Raw genomic sequence first — 17,187 nt, 5'->3', positions numbered from 1 at the left:
CTACCTTGAAAATGATTCGATGAGCGCCGCGACCACGGCGGGGATCTGTTGCGGATTCACGATGCGTAACTGTTTATGCCGCCCCAGTTCGCCTTTCTCGATGGTGACGCTGCTTTTCGCCACTTTGAACTGCTTGGCGATAAACTTGATCAAATGGGCGTTGGCTTGGCCGTCGACCGGCGGGGCGGTGATGGCGACTTTCAGTTCGTCGCCATGCAAGCCGATAATTTGGTCGCGGCTGGCTTTCGGCTGAATATATAGCCTGATCGCCAGCCCGTCCAGTACCGGAGTGACTGCATTCACAGCAGGAACCAGAACTCAGGGAACAGATCCATGCCCAGGTAGTTGAGCAGATAGAGGATCAGGATCACCACCATGGCGGAAAAATCGATGCCGCCCATTGCCGGGATGATGCGGCGGATCGGCGCCATCAAGGGTTCGGTCAACTGATACATCACGTAGTCGATAGGGCTGCGGCCCTGGCTAACCCAGCTCATCAGCGCCCGCACGATCATCACCCAGAAGATCAGATAGCCGACGGACTTCACCAGTGAGATCAGGCCGAACAGCAGGTTATACGGGCTGAGCGACAGCGCGTGGCTTTGTATCAGCAGCAGCAGCGGATACTTGATGGTCATCAGCAGGAACGCCAGCAACAGCGAAGCGCTGTCGATAGGCCCCAGCGATGGGATGATGCGGCGCAGCGGGCCGACCACCGGCTGGGTGATCTTCACCACAAACTGCGAGAACGGGTTGTAAAAATCGGTGCGCGCCCACTGCATCCAAATGCGCAGCAACAGCACCATCACGTACAGATCAATAACGGTCTTGACCAGGAAAGTCAGCGTTAGCATGAAGTGGTCCTTCTCCTTAACTCGCGGTTATTTAAAATAATTTTTCCATCTCTTGCGCACGGGAAACGGCGGCCTGCATCGCTTGCGCCACGGTTTCCGGCAGCTGGCGTTCGTTGAACACCCGCAGCGCTTCGGCGGTGGTGCCGCCTTTGGAGGTCACCTGTTCGCGCAGCGTGCCCAGCGGTGTATCCGGGTTGGCCTCCACCAGCGCGGCGGCGCCGGAGGCGGCCTGCTGCACCAGATCGCGCGCGGTCAGGCTGTCGAAGCCCATACGCTCTGCCTCTTGTTGCATCGCTTCCATAAACAGGAAGAAATAGGCCGGGGCGCTGCCCGCTGCAGCGATCACGCCGTTGATGCCATTTTCGTCATCTACCCAGCAAACTTTACCGACCGACGCCATTAAATTGCCGGTGTAGTCGCGATCCTGTTGGCTGACCTGCTCTGGCGCGTACAATCCGCTCATGCCCTTGCCGACCAGCGACGGGGTATTGGGCATGATGCGTACAATGTTCAGCTTGTCGCCGAGCAGCTGATAAAAACGGCTGACCTGAATACCGGCAGCGATCGACAGCACCAGCTTGCCGCTGAAATCGACCTGCTCGCGCAGCGGTTGGCAAACGTCGGCCATCAGCTGCGGTTTGACCGCCAGCACCACCACGTCGGCCTCGCGCGCGCAGGCGACGTTGTCGTCGCTGCTGACGATGCCGTAGTCCGCCGCCAGCGCGTCGCGGTTTTTCGGCGAAGGGGCGCAGACGCTGATGGATTTGGCCGGATAGCCGCCCGCCACCAGGCCGGCGATGATTGCACGTGCCATGTTGCCGGCGCCGATAAAGGTAATCTTGCGATGTTGCATCAAATCCCTCGTCAGTTTGTCAGGCCTGCGAATAGTCGCGGGCGCCAAAAATTGCGGTGCCGATGCGCACCAGGGTGCTGCCTGCGGCGATCGCCGCCGCCATATCGTCCGTCATGCCCATCGACAGCGTATCGACCTGAGGATAGCGCTGACGCAGGGCGAGAAATGCGTCGTTCATCCGGCTGAATACCGCCAGCTGCCGCGGGTAATCCGTTTCCGGCGCAGGAATGGCCATCAGGCCGCGCAGCGTCAGGTTCGGCAGCGCGGCGATCGCCTCGGCCAGCAGCGGCAGCTCGGCCAGCGCGATGCCGGATTTGCTCTGCTCGTCGCTGATGTTGATTTGAATCAGCACGTTGAGCGGCGGCATGTCGGCCGGGCGCTGATCGCTCAGGCGCTGGGCGATGCGCAGCCGGTCCACGGTATGGCACCAGGCGAAGTGTTCCGCCACCAGCCGACTCTTATTGGATTGCAGCGGGCCAATAAAGTGCCACACCAACTCGCAGCCCTGTGGCGACTCGGCGAAATGCCGGATCTTGTCTACCCCTTCCTGCACGTAGTTCTCGCCGAAGGCGCGCTGACCGGCGGCGATGGCTTCTTCGATCGCCGCCACAGGTTTGGTTTTGCTGACTGCAAGCAGGGCAACGTCTTCTGGCACCCGCGCGCAGTTTTGCGCGGCGGCCGCGATGCGGTTTCTGACATCCTGCAGGTTCTGTTGGATAGTGCTCATTATTGACCCGGGAGAGTGATATGGATATCGATGAATTCGTGGCCCTTAGTGTAAAGCATAATGCTTCCGATCTGCACCTTTGTGCCGGTCATCCGCCGATGTTACGCATCGACGGTGAACTGCAGCCGCTGGCGGCGGCGCCAACGCTGACGGCGCAAGGCGTGCAGGCCCTGTGCGACGGATTGCTGAATGCGCAGCAGCGCGAGAGCCTGCGGCGGCTGGGGCAGCTCGATCTGGCGCTGCACCGGCCGGGCGGGGAGCGGCTGCGGGCCAACGTTTTTCAGCAAAGCGCGGGGATGTCTCTCGCATTGCGGCGCATCGCCGGGCAGGCGCCTTCGCTTGCCGAGCTGGCGGCCCCGGCCATCGTCCCAGCGCTGCTGCGGCGCGACGACGGGCTTCTCCTGGTCACCGGCGCCACCGGCAGCGGCAAGTCCACCACGCTGGCGGCGATGATCGACGAGATCAACCGGCACCAGCCGCGGCACATTTTGACGCTGGAGGATCCGATCGAATTCCTGCACCGCAGCCGACGCTCGCTGATCCAGCAGCGGGAGATCGGCCGCGACAGTCACAGCTTCGATGCGGCGTTGCGCGCCGCGCTGCGCGAAGATCCGGACGTGATCCTGCTGGGCGAGCTGCGCGATGTCGCCACCATTCGGCTGGCGCTCACCGCGGCGGAGACCGGCCATCTGGTGCTGGCGACGCTGCATACCCGCAGCGCGCCGCAGGCGGTGGAACGGCTGGTGGACGTGTTTCCGGCGGAAGAGAAACCCTATGTGCGCGCCCAGCTGGCCGGCAGCCTGCAGGCGGTGATCGCGCAAAAGCTGATGAGGCGGCCCGGCGGGGGGCGAGTGGCGATCTTTGAGGTGCTGACGGCGACGGCGGCGGTCAGCAACCTGATCCGCGAAGGGAAGACCCACCAGTTGGCGAGCGTGCTGCAAACCGGCGCGCAGTCCGGCATGCAGACCTTTGAGCAAGGTTTGCAGCAGCGGATCGACGCCGGCGTGTTGGGGGAAGGAACGGGGGGTTAACCCAGCTGCCGTTCGAACCAGCTTTCGAGGATCACCACCGCAGAGGCGGAATCCACGCTGCCTTTGTCGAGCGCGCGGAAGCCGCCGCGATCGAACAGGTTGGCGCGCGCTTCCACGGTGCTCAGGCGTTCGTCATGCAGATCGACCTGGATGCCGAAACGGCCATGCAGGCGGTTGGCGAATTTGCGCGCCTGGGCGGTCACCGGTTGTTCGGTGCCGTCCATGTTCAGCGGCAGGCCAACCACCACCAGATCCGGCTGCCACTCCTTCAGCAGCCTTTCGATTTTCAGCCAGTCCGGTGAGCCGTCCTGCGCTTTGAAGGCCGGCAGGGCGCGGGCGCTGCCGGTCAACTCCTGGCCGATGGCCGCGCCGATGCTTTTGGTGCCGAAGTCGAAGGCGATAATGGTGCGGTTGCTCATCAGGCGTGTCCTGCGTGGTTGGCGATGCTGCGAATGTCGATACCCAGAAGGTTCGCCGCCTCGCGCCAGCGGCTGGCGATCGGCGTGCGGAACAGAATGTCGGTGTTGGCTTCGATGGTCAGCCAGGCGTTTTCCAACACCTCCTGCTCCAGTTGGCCCTTTTCCCAACCCGCATAGCCCAGCGCCACCAGCACATCGTCCGGCTGCTCGGGCGTGCCGAGCGTTTCCAGTACGTCTTTCGAGGTGGTGATCATGGTGTTGGGGGAAATTTGAATGCTGGCGCCAAAGCCGTGGCGCGGCGTATGCAGGATAAACCCGCGATCGTCCGCCAGCGGGCCGCCGGCAAACACCGGCTTGTCCAGGCTGATGGCCGGGTCGCGCGCAGGCGGCATGATCTTCAGCTTGCTCAACACCGTGGCTACCGTGAACTGCTCCACCGGTTTATTGATCACCAAACCCATGGCGCCTTCTTCGTTGTGCTCGCAGACGTAAATCACCGAGCGCTTGAAGCGAGGATCCTGCAGGGTGGGCATGGCGATCAGAAAATGGTGCTGTAAATTCATGGCGTTAGTATAAGGTAATCAATGGGTGAGAAAATAAACAGCCGCCAGTATGCGGCTATACCCGCCGCCTTTCAAGCCGCGCGAAAAAGCGCGCAAAGAGGGAGCGGGCAGGTGAGCGGGCGGCACGCCGCCCGCATTGCGCATTACTTCGCCGCCAGGCGCTTTTCAATCGCGTCCATCAGCATGCCGGTAATCGAGACAGGGAATGCCGCCTCAATTTCGCGCGCACAGGTTGGGCTGGTCACGTTGATCTCGGTCAGGCGATCGCCGATCACGTCCAGGCCGACGAAGATCAGCCCTTTCTCTTTCAGCGTCGGGGCGACGGCGCGGGCGATTTTCCAGTCGCTCTCGCTCAGCGGGCGTGCTTCGCCGCGGCCGCCGGCCGCCAGATTGCCGCGGGTCTCGCCCTGCGCCGGAATGCGCGCCAGGCAGTAAGGCACCGGCTCGCCGTCGACGACCAGGATGCGTTTGTCGCCGTCCTTGATCGCCGGCAGGAAGTTCTGCGCCATGCAGAAACGGCTGCCGTGTTCAGTCAGGGTTTCGATGATCACCGACAGGTTGGGATCGTCCTGCTTCACGCGGAAGATAGACGCGCCGCCCATACCGTCCAGCGGCTTCAGGATGACGTCGCCGTGCCGCTGATGGAATTGGCGGATGTGCGCGGCGCTGCGGCTGACCAGCGTGTCCGGCGTCAGTTCCGGGAACCAGGCGGTGAACAGCTTCTCGTTGCAGTCGCGCAGGCTTTGCGGCTTGTTGACCACCAGCGTGCCTTTGACTTCTGCGCGCTCCAGAATGTAGGTCGCGTAGATGTATTCGGTATCAAACGGCGGATCCTTGCGCATCAGGATCACGTCCAGATCGTGCAGCGCCAGATCCTGCTCGCTGCCGAAGCTGAACCAGTTCTCCTTGTCTTCCTTCACGCTCAGCAGGCGGGTGCGGGCGCGCCCGTCACCGGCGTGCAGATAGAGATCGTTCATCTCCATGTAGTGCAATTCGTAACCGCGGCGCTGCGCTTCGAGCAGCATGGCGAAGCTGGTGTCTTTCTTGATGTTGATGGAATCGATAGGGTCCATCACGATGCCGAGCTTAATCATCTTTTCTCCTTTAACCCAGGTCGCCGAAGCGGACCTGCAGAGCGGTAATGGCGGTGAGCGCTGTGGTTTCGGTACGCAGCACGCGTGGCCCCAGCAGAATATCAGTAAATCCGTGGTCGGTGGTCATGGCGATTTCGTCGGTGGACAAACCGCCTTCCGGGCCGATCAGCAGGCGGACGCGGTCTACCGGCTGCGGCAGGGTGTTGATGCTGTGGCTGGCGCGCGGATGCAGGTTGAGCTTCAGGCTGCCGTCCTGCTCGGCGCACCAGGCTTCCAGCGACATCGCCTCGCGGATTTCGGGAATGCGGTTGCGGCCGCACTGTTCGCAGGCGGCGATGGCGATCTTTTGCCATTGCTGGATTTTCTTCGCCAGGCGTTCGCCGTCCAGTTTGACGCCGCAGCGCTCGGAAAACAGCGGGGTAATGACGTTGACGCCCAGCTCGATGGACTTCTGAATGGTGAACTCCATCTTCTCGCCGCGCGAGATCACCTGGCCCAGATGCAGGTTGAGCGGCGATTCGATGTCATCCACGCGGCCGTCGCCGAGGCGCACCAGCACGCTCTTTTTGTCCACCCGGACTATCTCGGCGTCGAACACCTGGTTACTGCCGTCGAACAGCTGCAGCGCCTGGCCGGCGCTCATGCGCAGCACGCGGCCGACGTGGTTGGCGGCGTCCTCGCTGAGGGCGATCTCCGCCCGATCGGTCAACGGCTGCGGATGGTAAATGCGGGGTATGCGCATGGGTAGTCTGATCCTGACGAAACGGCGCCGCGGGTTGGCGGCGCCATGAAAGATAAAGGCTATAGTAGGTTAGCTTTTCCGCTGCTGACAAGCCTGTTGAATATAGGGGTTGTGGTTGCCCTGTACCTTGGCGATACGTGCTTCACGCTGACATTCCCATTGGCTCACCGGATATTGCCGGTTCCACACCTCGAACAGCTGGGTTTGCTGGCGTGACAGCCGCAGTTGGTAGCGATCGCGCATGTAGAAGTAGGTGCGGGCGATGGCGCCGCGGGCGCGGGCGGGCGGCTCCGCCTGTTTATTCTTGAAGTCCACCTTCATCGGGCATTGTCCGTATTGGCCTTCGCCGCCGTTCCATTGGCTGTACATGAAGTTATTGCGATCGCCGTTCACTTCGCCGATCGCCGGTTGCAGGTTGTGCAGGTCGGTTTCCATCTGGCGATAGGTGGCGTCTTTGTTGCAGTTCTTGCGCCCGCCGTCCTGCCAGCACTGCAGCTGGTGGCCGAACTGCCAGGCCGGCACCACGTGTTCCCATTCGATGCGCTGCGCGCGCTGGGCGTTTTTGCGCACCTGGTAGCCGCAGCCGGCGAGATCAGGGATGCCCTTCTTGCCTTGCCAGTCGATGCGGCAGCCGCAGTAAAAACTGCCCGGCGCATCCTGGTTAATCTTGGCCGCTGCCGCCTTGGCCTGAGAAAAGTTATTGATGCCTTGTGCCTGTACGGCGCCTGCGGCGAAAACCGCCATAAACAAAATTCTGCGAAGCATATTCCAAAACAGCTCAAAATTGGAAAAGCAGGCAGGGTAGCGGAACTTGCCGATAGTGGCAAATGGCGATATTTACTTGTTTTAACGTATAAATCGTTTAACTAAAGGTTTTCGTCAGCGAGAAATTTCAGTTTTTCGCCGCACCGGCGGCAGCGGTATTCGCTTTCACCGCGCAGCACGCGGTTATGGCGGCGAATGGTGAGCGGATGCTGCCCGCAGCCGCAGCGGTAGGGGAAGGTTTTGCTTTGCACCGAAGCGGTCTCAAAGCGGTGAGTGCGGCTGGCGGGGGTCAGCAGCACGCTTTCCATCATCCAGCGCCATTCGCGGCCGTGTGGAGCCACCCGGCCGAATTGGCGAAACACCAGCAGGTGCGCCAGCTCGTGCGGCACCACCTCATCGATAAACGGCTGTTGGTTTTCCAGCAGTAGCACCGGGTTCAGACGGATTTCCCAGCTTTGCAGCCAGGCGGTGCCCGCGCTGGTGCCGCGTTGCTGATAGACGATGCTGGGTTCGGGGAACTCGACGGCAAAATGCCGGCGGGCCAACTGCAGCTTTTCTCGCAGGCAGCGCATCACCGCTTGCTGCAGCGCGATGGGGATTCTTGGTTTGTTCATTGCGGCTAGCTTAAGCAATGGCGCGGCGGCTGACAATACGCCCCGGCGCAAATCCGCATCCGGCGCTTTTTCGCCACATTGATAAGACGATCGCCGCCGATGGATTGTAATCAATGTGTTAACTGCGGGATAATAAAGCGTGCATGATGAGCCTGTACCCGCAGTTCTCACCGAGCAAGGTTGAAACGCCGCCCGTGGTAATCCCTTACGCAGAGAGCGGTTATTTTGCGATTTGGCGCAATAACTGACTGATTAAAAATACGTAAGGTGGAGGCAGTTTTTTGACAAGGCGCCGAGCCGTGCGCCGCAAGTGTGAATTTAACGCAGCTGATGTTGCAAGTGAGAGATCAATGTCGAATAAACCGTTCCACTATCAAGATCCGTTCCCGCTGAAGAAAGACGATACCGAATACTACCTGCTGAGCCGCGACCACGTTGCCGTGAGCGAATTTGAAGGCCAGGAAATTCTGAAAGTTGCCCCTGAAGCGTTAACCCTGCTTGCCCAGCATGCGTTCCATGACGCCTCGTTCATGCTGCGCCCGGCGCACCAGCAGCAGGTGGCCGATATCCTCGACGATCCGGACGCCAGCGAAAACGACAAGTACGTTGCGCTGCAATTTCTGCGTAACTCAGAAATCGCCGCCAAGGGTATTTTACCGACCTGCCAGGACACCGGCACGGCGATCATCGTCGGCAAAAAGGGCCAGCGCGTCTGGACCGGCGGCGGCGATGAAGCGGCGCTGTCGCGCGGGGTGTACAACACCTACATCGAAGAGAACCTGCGCTATTCGCAGAACGCCGCGCTGGATATGTATAAAGAGGTCAACACCGGCAGCAACCTGCCGGCGCAGATCGATCTCTACAGCGTGGACGGCGAAGAGTACAAGTTCCTGTGCATCGCCAAGGGCGGCGGTTCCGCCAACAAAACCTATCTGTATCAGGAAACCAAGGCGCTGCTGTCGCCGGGCAAACTGAAAAACTACCTGGTCGACAAGATGCGCACGTTGGGCACCGCGGCTTGCCCGCCGTACCATGTGGCGTTCGTCATCGGCGGCACCTCGGCGGAAGCGACGCTGAAAACCGTCAAGCTGGCCTCGACCAAGTATTACGATGGCCTGCCGACCGAAGGCAACGAGCATGGCCAGGCGTTCCGCGATCTGGAGCTCGAAGCGGAACTGCTGCAAGAAGCGCAGAACCTGGGACTGGGCGCGCAGTTCGGCGGCAAATACTTCGCGCACGATATCCGCGTGGTGCGCCTGCCGCGCCACGGCGCGTCTTGCCCGGTTGGCATGGGCGTCTCCTGCTCGGCGGACCGCAACATCAAAGGCAAGATCAACCGCGACGGCATCTGGCTGGAAAAACTGGAGCACAACCCGGGTAAATTCATTCCTCAGGCGTTGCGCCAGGCCGGGGAAGGTGAGGCGATCAAGGTCGATCTCAACCGCCCGATGGCCGAGATCCTCAAGCAGCTGTCGCAGTACCCGGTTTCCACCCGCCTGTCGCTGAGCGGCACCATCATCGTCGGCCGCGATATCGCGCACGCCAAGCTGAAAGAGCGCCTGGATCGCGGTGAAGGTTTGCCGCAGTACGTCAAGGATCACCCGATCTACTACGCCGGCCCGGCCAAAACGCCGGAAGGCTATGCGTCCGGTTCGCTGGGGCCAACCACCGCTGGGCGTATGGACTCTTACGTCGACCTGCTGCAATCCCACGGCGGCAGCATGATCATGCTGGCGAAAGGCAACCGCAGCCAGCAGGTGACGGATGCCTGCCACAAGCACGGCGGTTTCTATCTCGGCAGCATCGGCGGCCCGGCGGCGGTGCTGGCGCAGCAGAGCATCAAGAGCCTGGAGTGCGTGGAGTATCCTGAGCTGGGCATGGAAGCGATCTGGAAAATCGAAGTGGAGGATTTCCCGGCGTTTATCCTGGTGGATGACAAAGGCAATGACTTCTTCCAGAAGATCCAGGCCGGCCAGTGCTCCAGCTGCCTGAAATAAGCGCTACCCCTTCGCCGCCTGTGGGCGGCGAAGGGGATTGTGTAAAGTCCTGTAGCTTGCTGGACGTCAAGTTTTAACCTGTATACCCTACGCGAATGGCACTAAAATTCGACTAATGGAATAGCGGCAACAGAAGGTTCGGCAAGCACATGGGAACGCAGGAAAGTCATATCAAGGAATTGCTGGTCTGGATTGAAGACAACCTGACCAATCCGCTGTCGTTGGATATCGTTTCCGCCAAGTCAGGCTATACGAAATGGTACCTGCAGCGCATGTTCAAGAAGCAGACCGGATTATCGTTAGCCTCATATATCCGCGCTCGCCGCCTCTACCTCGCCGCCTTCGCCTTGCGTTTCACGCAGAAGAGCATCCTCGATATCTCGGTCGAATATCAATTCGATAACCAGCAGACGTTCTCGCGCTGTTTCAAGAAACATTTTGCCGAATCGCCCAGCGTGTATCGCCATGCCCGCAAGCAGGACTTCAGCAATCTGGTGCGTTCGCTGGCGGCCAGCCAGCCCGGCGATATTCAGGTTGAGCGCGTCAGCATCGCCCGAGGGCAATACGCCTTTCACGGCAAGCAGTACGCTTATCATCTGGATATCGAGAAGCTGGATAAGTCGCACCTGCCGCAGCGCAGCGCGCTGCGGGGGCAGTTCTATACCTTGTTGGGCGAGCGCCCGACGCAAACCTATTCGTTTACCCAACTGGTGCCGGACGGCGAGCGGGTCAGGGTCGATTATACTCTGGGCGTGACGACGGAATACCCGCTGCGCGAAGGCGTGGTGCTGGAGCCGCTGCCGGAGATCCACGGCGAGTTTTGCCGTTTTCGCTATGCCGGCAAGCCGGTGGCGCTCAACGACCACATCATTCAAATCTACACGCAGGTGTTGCCCGAAATGGGGCTGGCCCGCGGTGACGGGCCGGACATTACGGTGTTCAGCTATTCGCTGAGCGGGAAAGAGGAGCTGCATCTGGAGCTGCAGCATCTGGTGCCGGTGGTGCCGCTGCATTGATCCCGTCGGCGGCCGGCAGCCGGTTTTTTTGCTGCACGATCGCCGCCATCACCGCCAGGGCGATCTCCGCCGGGGTTTTGCTGCCCAGCGGCAGGCCGATCGGCGCATGGATGCGTTCCAGCTCCTGCGGCGTAAATTCGGCAATCTGTTGCAAACGCTGGCGCCGCCGCGCGCTGTTTCTGAGCGAACCCATGGCGCCGATGTAAAACGCCGGGGTGTGGATCGCTTCCATCAGCGTCAGGTCGTCCATGCGCGGATCGTGGGTCAGCGCCACGACGGCGGTATTGGCGTGGCACCCCCCTTCCTCAATGAATTTTGCCGGAAACTGGCGCAGCAGCGTCACGCCCGGTTTCAGCTCGGCGGCAAAGTTATCCAGCGCTTCCGGGCGGTTCTCGCACACCAGCACCTCAAATCCCAGCGCCACGGCGAAATCGGCGCAGTACAGCGCCACGCTGGACAGCCCGGCGATCAGCAGGCGCGGCGCGGCCGCGATGTGCAGGGTGATCTGCTCGAGCCGACGCTCGACCTGGGTGGCGCTGGTGAAGTGGCTTTGCTCGAGGCTGTGGCAGGCGTTGGGCAGCGTCAGGCGTTTGATCAACGCGTGATGCCCTTCCAGCGCGCCGTTGATGCGTCGCAGGTAAGCGATGCTGTTTTCACCCGCCGGCAGGTATTCGATCAGCACGTCCAGCACGCCGCCGCAGGGCAGCGCCACGTTGGGCGTCATGCCGCCTTCACCGTAACGGATCACCTGGCTGGCCGCCTGATACTCCCCGGCGGCCACGCGGCGCAAAAAATCCTCCTCCACGCAGCCGCCCGACAGCGAACCGCTGTAGCGGCCGTCGCGGGTCGCCGCCATCAGCGCGCCCGGCGATCGCGGCGAAGAGCCGTAGGTGCTGAGCACGGTGCATAACCAGACCGGCTGTTGCTGCAGCCAGCTTATCGCCTGGCCGACCACGGTGACATCAAGATGTTGCATAGGTGAATTTACTCGCTGGCCGGGAGTTGTGATGGAAGATCAATATCCTGCACGACGCCGGGGTGCTCAAGCGGCAGCAGGTGCACTGCCGCGCCTTGCAGCAGTTCACGCGCGCCGTGATCGCCGCGCAGTTGGCAAAGTGGCTTGCGCAATTGGGCGGAAAAGCCGACCGGATGACCGGGCTGTTGCGCATAGCAGGGGCGCACGATCGCGTGTTGCCGTAAGGCGCTTGCCACCTGTCGGAAAACCTCGGCGCCGACAAACGGCATATCGGCCAGGTGGATCAGCCAGCCCTGCCAGTGTGGCGTAGCGGCAACGGCCGCCGCGATCGAGTCGCCGAGGCCCGCGCTGGCGAGCAGGGTAACCGGCACCTGATTGGCGGCGCAGGCGGCCAGCACCGGCAGGTTGTCCGGCCGGGTCACCACCTGTACCGGCAGGCCGGAGGCCAACGCCTGGCGCAGGGTGTGTTCGAACAGCGAACGCCGCTCGCCCGCCGCATCGGCAAACCCGGCGTTCAATTTGTTGCCCTGGCCACCGGCCTGAATAAAGCGCTCCCCGCGTCCGGCGGCGGTAATGATAATGCCCGTGGTCATGGTTGAAGTCCGCGTTTGCGCAATTTATTTATTAGCCTACAAACCATCTGTGTTTTGTAAATGTTTTTTTGTTGAAAACAGCCTGTTAATCATCACATAATTTTAGTTATAAGCATATGCTTATGACGTCTACGGCAAGGTCGTCAGCGTTTGCGCAACAACACCGCGAACAAAAACCAATTACAAGAAAGACGTGAAGGACTTATTTATGAGCAATTTCAACCCGTCGCGGCGCCGCTTTATCAAAAGCGCCGTGATTGCGGGGGTATCCGTGTACCTCGCGCCCCTGTACAGCCGCGCCTACGCCGCGCTGTTCGAGCAAAAAATCCTCCAGTCACCCAACTGGGATCCTCAGACCAAACGCGTCCGTTTTCGTATCGACGGCCGCGCCAAAGTCATGGGGCAGAAGGTGTTCGCGCGCGACATCCGCGCGGTGGACATGCCGCACTGGCCGCAAAAGCAGGCGCATGCCTTCATTTTGCGCGTCACCAAAGCCGACCGGCTGTTCGAAGGGGTCGATCTGTCGCTGCTGGGGGACGATCTGCAGCCGGATCGCCTGGTGACGGCGGAAGATCTGGCGCGCGATGGCCTGGCCTTCCCGGCGTTCTACGGTGACGACATGCTGCTGCCGAGCGGCAAAACCCCGGCCTATCTCGGCCAGGCGGTGGCGATCCTGATCTATCACGACTTCGCCCGTTTCCGCTTCGCCAAGGACAAGCTGAAATTCCGTGAAGAAACCATCAAATACGGCGCGGTCACCGGCCCACTGGAGCGCGATCCCTGGGGCAGCTTCCGCTATGTGCGGGTGGGCGGCGAACAGCCGTTCGACGACGATCGTTTCTCCAGCCTGAAGGACACGCCGATCTTCCCGGTGTCGATGAAAAAACACCTGCCGGTGTGGCCGGAAGGGCGCGAGGGCGGCAAGCTGGATCAGGAAGGCATGCGCTATGCGGGCCTGATTGCCGACGAGATGGCCAATCCGCCGGCCGATTGGCTGGTGATGTCCCGCCGCTACACCACGCAGTCGATCGATACCTCGGCGCTTGAGCCGGACAACGCCAACGGCTGGTTCGACGCCGAGACGCAAACGCTGCATCTGGTGGTGCCGACCCAGTCGCCGCAGGAAGTGGCCGACGAGATGCCGCGCATGCTGGCCAAGCGCAACCCGCCGGTGAAACAGCTGATCCTGCACCCGTGCTACACCGTGGGCTACGGCTCGAAAGATCACTACAACTTCCCGTATTACGGCGCGGTGGCGGCGATGTACGGCGACGGCCACCCGGTGCGCCTGGCCAACGACCGCTTCGAACAGTTCCAGACGGCGCTGAAGCGCCATGCGTTCGACATGAACTACCGCATCGCGGTGAATCGCCAGACCGGCGTCATGCAGTCGTTCCTCGGCGACATGACCGCGGACGGCGGCGGCCGCAGCAACTTTACCCCTTCGGTGGTGATGGTCGGCGCGACCGCCGCCCAGTCGATTTACTACTTCCCGAAAAGCGATCTGTCGTCGGTCGGGCTGGCCTCACGCGCCATCGATGCCGGCTCGGCGCGCGGCTACGGCACGCTGCAGAGCATGGCCGCCACCGAGATGATGGTGGATGAGCTGGCCGCCGAGCTGAAGATCGACCCGATCGAATTCCGCCTGCGCAACGTGCTGAAATCCGGCATGAAAAATACCCAGGGGGCGATCCCGGCCGGCGCGATCCGCGCCGATGAAGTGCTGGAGAAGGCGGCGAAGCATGAGATGTGGCTCAAGCGCGCCGAACGCAAGGCCGAGTTTGAGAGCCGCCATCCCGGCAAGCGCTATGGCGTTGGTTTCGGCTGCGTGCAGAAAGACTTCGGCACCGGGGCGGAAACTTCGTTCGCCCGGGTGGCGCTGAGCGAAGACGGCCGCATCACGCTGCATCACAGCGGCGCGGAGATGGGCACCGGCATGTCGACTTCGCAGTCGGTGCTGTGCGCGCAGTGGCTGGGTAAACCGGCCGACGAGGCGCATTTCTCGGTCACCGACTGGTCGGTGCTGCCGATGGTCACCAGCGGCGATCCTTACCTGATGTCGCAAGAAGAGCAGGACAAGCTGCAAACCAACCCCAACTGGACGCCGAGCTACTGTTCGCCGTCCAGCGCCAGCAACTCGGCCTATTACTTCTCGCACAGCACCCGCGAAGCGGCGCGCCTGATCTTCGATCACGGCCTGTGGCCGGCGGCGATGGCGCTGTGGCAGGCCGGCATCGGCGGCGGCCAGGCGGCGCCGCTGGTGGTGCGGCGTGAAGATGCGCGTTGGGTCGAGGGCGGCCTGACGGCGGCGGGCATGTCGGTGCTGAGCCTCGAGCTGCTGGCCAAGACGGCCTATCAGATGGGCGGCGTCACCGGCGCGGCGGTGCACGTCTTCAACCGCTGGCAGTGGGCGGAGGCCGATTTCACGCTGAACGGCAAAAGCGAGCGCCTGCCGATCGACGGCATGGCGCTGCGCAACGCCGGCGGCGAATTCAAACCGCTGGCGCGCGGGCAGGTCTACTACCCGCCAACCCAGCGCAACAATGCGGCGGTGACCTACTACAGCGCCGTCGGCACGCTGGCGGAAGTGGCGGTGGATATCGCCACCGGCCAGGTGGAATTGCTGAATCACCATTCGATCATGGAGTGCGGCAACCTGATCGTGCCGGAACTGGTTTCCGGCCAACTGCAGGGCGGGTTGGCGATGGGGATCGGCCACGCGCTGCACGAATATTTACCGCTGTACGAAGACGGCCCGGGCAACGGCACCTGGAACTTCAACCGTTACCACCTGCCGCGCGCCAGCGACGTGGCGGTGTGGAAACAGAGCGGCGACATCCTGCCGGCGCTGTCGGAAACCGATCCGCCGAAAGGCATGGCGGAGGTGGTGATGATCCCGATCGTGGCCGCGCTGGTCAACGCCATCGCCGACGCCACCGGCCACCGTTTCCGTGATTTGCCCGTTCGTGCAGAAAATATTCGTGAGGTATTACAATGAGCATTAAAACCCAGCCGATCTCCCTGACCATCAACCAGAAGCAATACGGCCCGATCGAGGTGCCGGAAGGTTTGATGATGATCGATTTCCTGCATGAGTATCTTGACCTGACCGGCTCGCGCCTCGGCTGCGGGCAGGGCATTTGCCACGCCTGCGTGGCGATCGTCGATCACCCGAGCGGCACCAGCGAAGAGGTACGCACCTGCATCACCGGCGCGCATTTCTTCAACGGCAAGAAGGTGCGCACCGTTGAAGGCCACGCCAAGGTGGACGAACAGGGCGAGGTGATTGAACTGTCACCGATCCAGCAGGCGTTTCTGGAGCACTACAGCTTCCAGTGTGGCTACTGCACGCCGGGCTTCGTCAATGCCGCCACCCTTTTCGTGGAGAAACTCAAGCGTGAGCCTATCGCTCGCGATCAGTTGGAAAGCGCCATCGAGCAGGCGCTGGACAGCCATATCTGCCGCTGCACCGGCTACGTGCGCTACTACGAAGCGGTGCGCGACGTGGTGCTGAAAACGCCGGGTCTGCTGAAGGAGACGGCGCAATGAAAAAACGTCTCGCAGTGTTGATTTTGCTGGTGGCGATCGTGGTGATTGCGCTGCTGTGGTGGCGGGAGAACCGCCGTTATGACGGCCCGGTGCAGCAGGTGACCGCCGGCGCCGAACAGATCGCCCGCGGCCGCTATCTGGCGCAGGCCGCCGACTGTGCCGCCTGCCATACCGCCAGCGGCGGGGCGCCGTTGGCCGGCGGCTATCCGCTGGACACGCCGTTCGGCACGATTTACGGCAGCAACCTGACCCCGTCGGCCGACCACGGCATCGGGCGCTGGACCAGGGACGACTTCTTCCTGGCGCTGACGCAGGGCGTAGCGCCGGGCGGGCGGCACCTGTACCCGGCGATGCCTTACACCTCATACAAGGGCATGTCGCGTCAGGACGCCGACGACATCTACGCTTACCTGATGACGCGCCCGGCGGTGGACGTGGCCATTCCGGCCAACGAGATGCCGTTCCCGTTCAACCAGCGCATGGCGCTGATCGGCTGGAATCTGCTGTTCCGCAGCCAGGATCCGCTGCCGGCCAGTTCGCAGGGCAGTTCGCCGCAATGGCAGCGCGGCCGCTATCTGGCCGACGTGCTGGGGCACTGTGGCGAATGCCACACGCCGCGCGGCGCGCTGGGGCAGATGGATCTCGCCAAGCCGATGCAGGGCGGCGATCTCGGCCGCTTCATGGCGCCGGACATTACGCCGCACGGCCTGGCGCAGCGCGGCTGGACGCCGCAGGACGTCAGCCGTTTCCTCAGCACCGGCCTCGCGCCGCAGGGTTCCGCCTTCAGCGAGATGCACATGGTGGTGGATCTCAGCACCCGTCATTTGACGCCGGAAGACCATCAGGCATTGGCGCTGTATCTGATGGGCGAGCAGCCGCCGGCGGCGGTGCCGGTGAAAATGGGCCAGGGCAGCGATGCCGGACGCATGGCCTATCTGGATCAGTGCGCCGGCTGTCACGCGCGTGAAGGCGAGGGCAAACCGCACGTCGCACCGGCGATGCGCGATAACGCCACGCTGCGCCAGGCGGACGGCAAGAACCTGATCGTGTCGGTGCTGGACGGCCTGCCGGCCCAGCAGTTCCCGAACGATGAAAGCATGCAGAGCATGCCGGGCTTCGGCGAGCGGCTGAGCGATGCCGAAGTGGCGGAGCTGGTGAATTACCTGCGCGTGACCTGGGGCGGCTTGCCGGCGGACATCACCGCCGAGCAGGTGAAAGCGCTGCGCAAGTAAGCGGCGTTCAGGCGAAAAAAATGGCCCGCAGATGCGCTGTCTCTTGATCAGATCTCTTGCTCGAGAGACTTGGCCAGCAGATAACCCTCAAGGATGGTTTGCAGTTTGAACCATCCTTCCCATAATCTCTCCCATCCCACTCGACCCGTGCGTTTACTGTCG

General features: G+C 62.1%; 18 protein-coding genes. 6 read left to right on the top strand and 12 right to left on the bottom strand.

Features of this window, described 5'->3' with window-relative positions:
• The 4 genes from yggU to M6G53_RS22525 are packed head-to-tail and all read right to left on the bottom strand — an operon-like array spanning position 1 to position 2,434.
• On the bottom strand, positions 1–303 hold the full coding sequence (gene yggU, locus M6G53_RS22540; protein WP_253334628.1) for a DUF167 family protein YggU: 303 nt from the start codon (positions 301–303) through the stop codon (positions 1–3).
• Positions 300–854, bottom strand: coding sequence for a YggT family protein (locus M6G53_RS22535; RefSeq protein WP_253334626.1), 555 nt, complete (start codon positions 852–854; stop codon positions 300–302). The genes yggU and M6G53_RS22535 overlap by 4 nt, the downstream gene beginning before the upstream one ends.
• A 31-nt stretch (positions 855–885) precedes the next feature.
• Positions 886–1,707 carry a pyrroline-5-carboxylate reductase gene (gene proC / locus M6G53_RS22530; RefSeq protein WP_253334624.1) on the bottom strand — a complete coding sequence of 274 codons (822 nt, stop codon included), beginning with the start codon at positions 1,705–1,707 and terminating at the stop codon, positions 886–888.
• A 19-nt stretch (positions 1,708–1,726) separates the two neighbouring features.
• A complete protein-coding gene (locus tag M6G53_RS22525) occupies positions 1,727–2,434 on the bottom strand; it encodes a YggS family pyridoxal phosphate-dependent enzyme (RefSeq protein WP_253334622.1) in 708 nt (235 codons plus the stop codon).
• A 20-nt stretch (positions 2,435–2,454) separates the two neighbouring features.
• On the opposite strand from M6G53_RS22525, the gene M6G53_RS22520 reads away from it, so the two are divergent.
• Complete coding sequence (locus M6G53_RS22520; protein ID WP_253334620.1) at positions 2,455–3,465, top strand: type IV pilus twitching motility protein PilT; 1,011 nt, start codon at positions 2,455–2,457, stop codon at positions 3,463–3,465.
• On the opposite strand, the gene ruvX is transcribed toward M6G53_RS22520, so the two are convergent.
• The 6 genes from ruvX to M6G53_RS22490 form a co-directional block, all read right to left on the bottom strand.
• Positions 3,462–3,884, bottom strand: coding sequence for a Holliday junction resolvase RuvX (gene ruvX / locus M6G53_RS22515; protein ID WP_253334618.1), 423 nt, complete (start codon positions 3,882–3,884; stop codon positions 3,462–3,464). The two genes, M6G53_RS22520 and ruvX, sit on opposite strands and share 4 nt — an antisense overlap.
• Positions 3,884–4,447: a YqgE/AlgH family protein gene (locus M6G53_RS22510; RefSeq protein ID WP_253334616.1), complete on the bottom strand. Its 564-nt coding sequence runs from the start codon at positions 4,445–4,447 to the stop codon at positions 3,884–3,886. Before M6G53_RS22510 ends, ruvX begins: the two co-directional genes overlap by 1 nt.
• A gap of 143 nt (positions 4,448–4,590) precedes the next feature.
• Positions 4,591–5,541, bottom strand: coding sequence for a glutathione synthase (gene gshB / locus M6G53_RS22505; RefSeq protein ID WP_253334614.1), 951 nt, complete (start codon positions 5,539–5,541; stop codon positions 4,591–4,593).
• 10 nt (positions 5,542–5,551) lie between these two features.
• Entirely contained in the window at positions 5,552–6,283 is a 732-nt protein-coding gene (rsmE, locus tag M6G53_RS22500) for a 16S rRNA (uracil(1498)-N(3))-methyltransferase (protein ID WP_253334612.1), read from the bottom strand.
• A gap of 69 nt (positions 6,284–6,352) precedes the next feature.
• Entirely contained in the window at positions 6,353–7,048 is a 696-nt protein-coding gene (gene endA, locus M6G53_RS22495) for a deoxyribonuclease I (RefSeq protein WP_253334610.1), read from the bottom strand.
• Positions 7,049–7,149: 101 nt separating this feature from the next.
• Positions 7,150–7,662, bottom strand: coding sequence for a SprT family zinc-dependent metalloprotease (locus M6G53_RS22490; protein WP_253334608.1), 513 nt, complete (start codon positions 7,660–7,662; stop codon positions 7,150–7,152).
• Between the two features lie 350 nt (positions 7,663–8,012).
• Between M6G53_RS22490 and fumA the strand changes: the two genes are divergently transcribed.
• The gene (gene fumA / locus M6G53_RS22485) at positions 8,013–9,659 is read left to right on the top strand and encodes a class I fumarate hydratase FumA (protein ID WP_253334606.1); all 1,647 of its coding nucleotides are present in this window, start codon (positions 8,013–8,015) and stop codon (positions 9,657–9,659) included.
• A 149-nt stretch (positions 9,660–9,808) separates the two neighbouring features.
• Entirely contained in the window at positions 9,809–10,675 is an 867-nt protein-coding gene (locus tag M6G53_RS22480; protein ID WP_253334604.1) for a helix-turn-helix domain-containing protein, read from the top strand.
• Here the strand turns inward: M6G53_RS22480 and M6G53_RS22475 are convergent.
• Positions 10,599–11,651, bottom strand: a complete 1,053-nt coding sequence (locus tag M6G53_RS22475) for an XdhC family protein (RefSeq protein WP_253334602.1) — start codon at positions 11,649–11,651, stop codon at positions 10,599–10,601. The two genes, M6G53_RS22480 and M6G53_RS22475, sit on opposite strands and share 77 nt — an antisense overlap.
• An 8-nt stretch (positions 11,652–11,659) precedes the next feature.
• Entirely contained in the window at positions 11,660–12,244 is a 585-nt protein-coding gene (locus tag M6G53_RS22470; protein WP_253334600.1) for a nucleotidyltransferase family protein, read from the bottom strand.
• Positions 12,245–12,452: 208 nt separating this feature from the next.
• On the opposite strand from M6G53_RS22470, the gene M6G53_RS22465 reads away from it, so the two are divergent.
• Genes M6G53_RS22465 through M6G53_RS22455 form a run of 3 tightly spaced genes read left to right on the top strand, consistent with a single transcriptional unit; the run spans position 12,453 to position 17,025 of the window.
• Positions 12,453–15,242 carry a xanthine dehydrogenase family protein molybdopterin-binding subunit gene (locus M6G53_RS22465; RefSeq protein WP_253334598.1) on the top strand — a complete coding sequence of 930 codons (2,790 nt, stop codon included), beginning with the start codon at positions 12,453–12,455 and terminating at the stop codon, positions 15,240–15,242.
• Positions 15,239–15,793, top strand: a complete 555-nt coding sequence (locus M6G53_RS22460; RefSeq protein ID WP_253334594.1) for a (2Fe-2S)-binding protein — start codon at positions 15,239–15,241, stop codon at positions 15,791–15,793. Before M6G53_RS22465 ends, M6G53_RS22460 begins: the two co-directional genes overlap by 4 nt.
• Positions 15,790–17,025: a cytochrome c gene (locus tag M6G53_RS22455; RefSeq protein ID WP_253334592.1), complete on the top strand. Its 1,236-nt coding sequence runs from the start codon at positions 15,790–15,792 to the stop codon at positions 17,023–17,025. The genes M6G53_RS22460 and M6G53_RS22455 overlap by 4 nt, the downstream gene beginning before the upstream one ends.
• The last annotated feature ends 162 nt before the right edge of the window (positions 17,026–17,187 follow it).

This window comes from Serratia nevei (assembly GCF_024160145.1).
In the GTDB taxonomy this organism is placed as follows: Bacteria; Pseudomonadota; Gammaproteobacteria; order Enterobacterales; family Enterobacteriaceae; genus Serratia; species Serratia nevei_A.
Note: the sequence above shows the minus strand (reverse complement) of the source record. Positions and strands in the feature narration are given on the sequence as shown.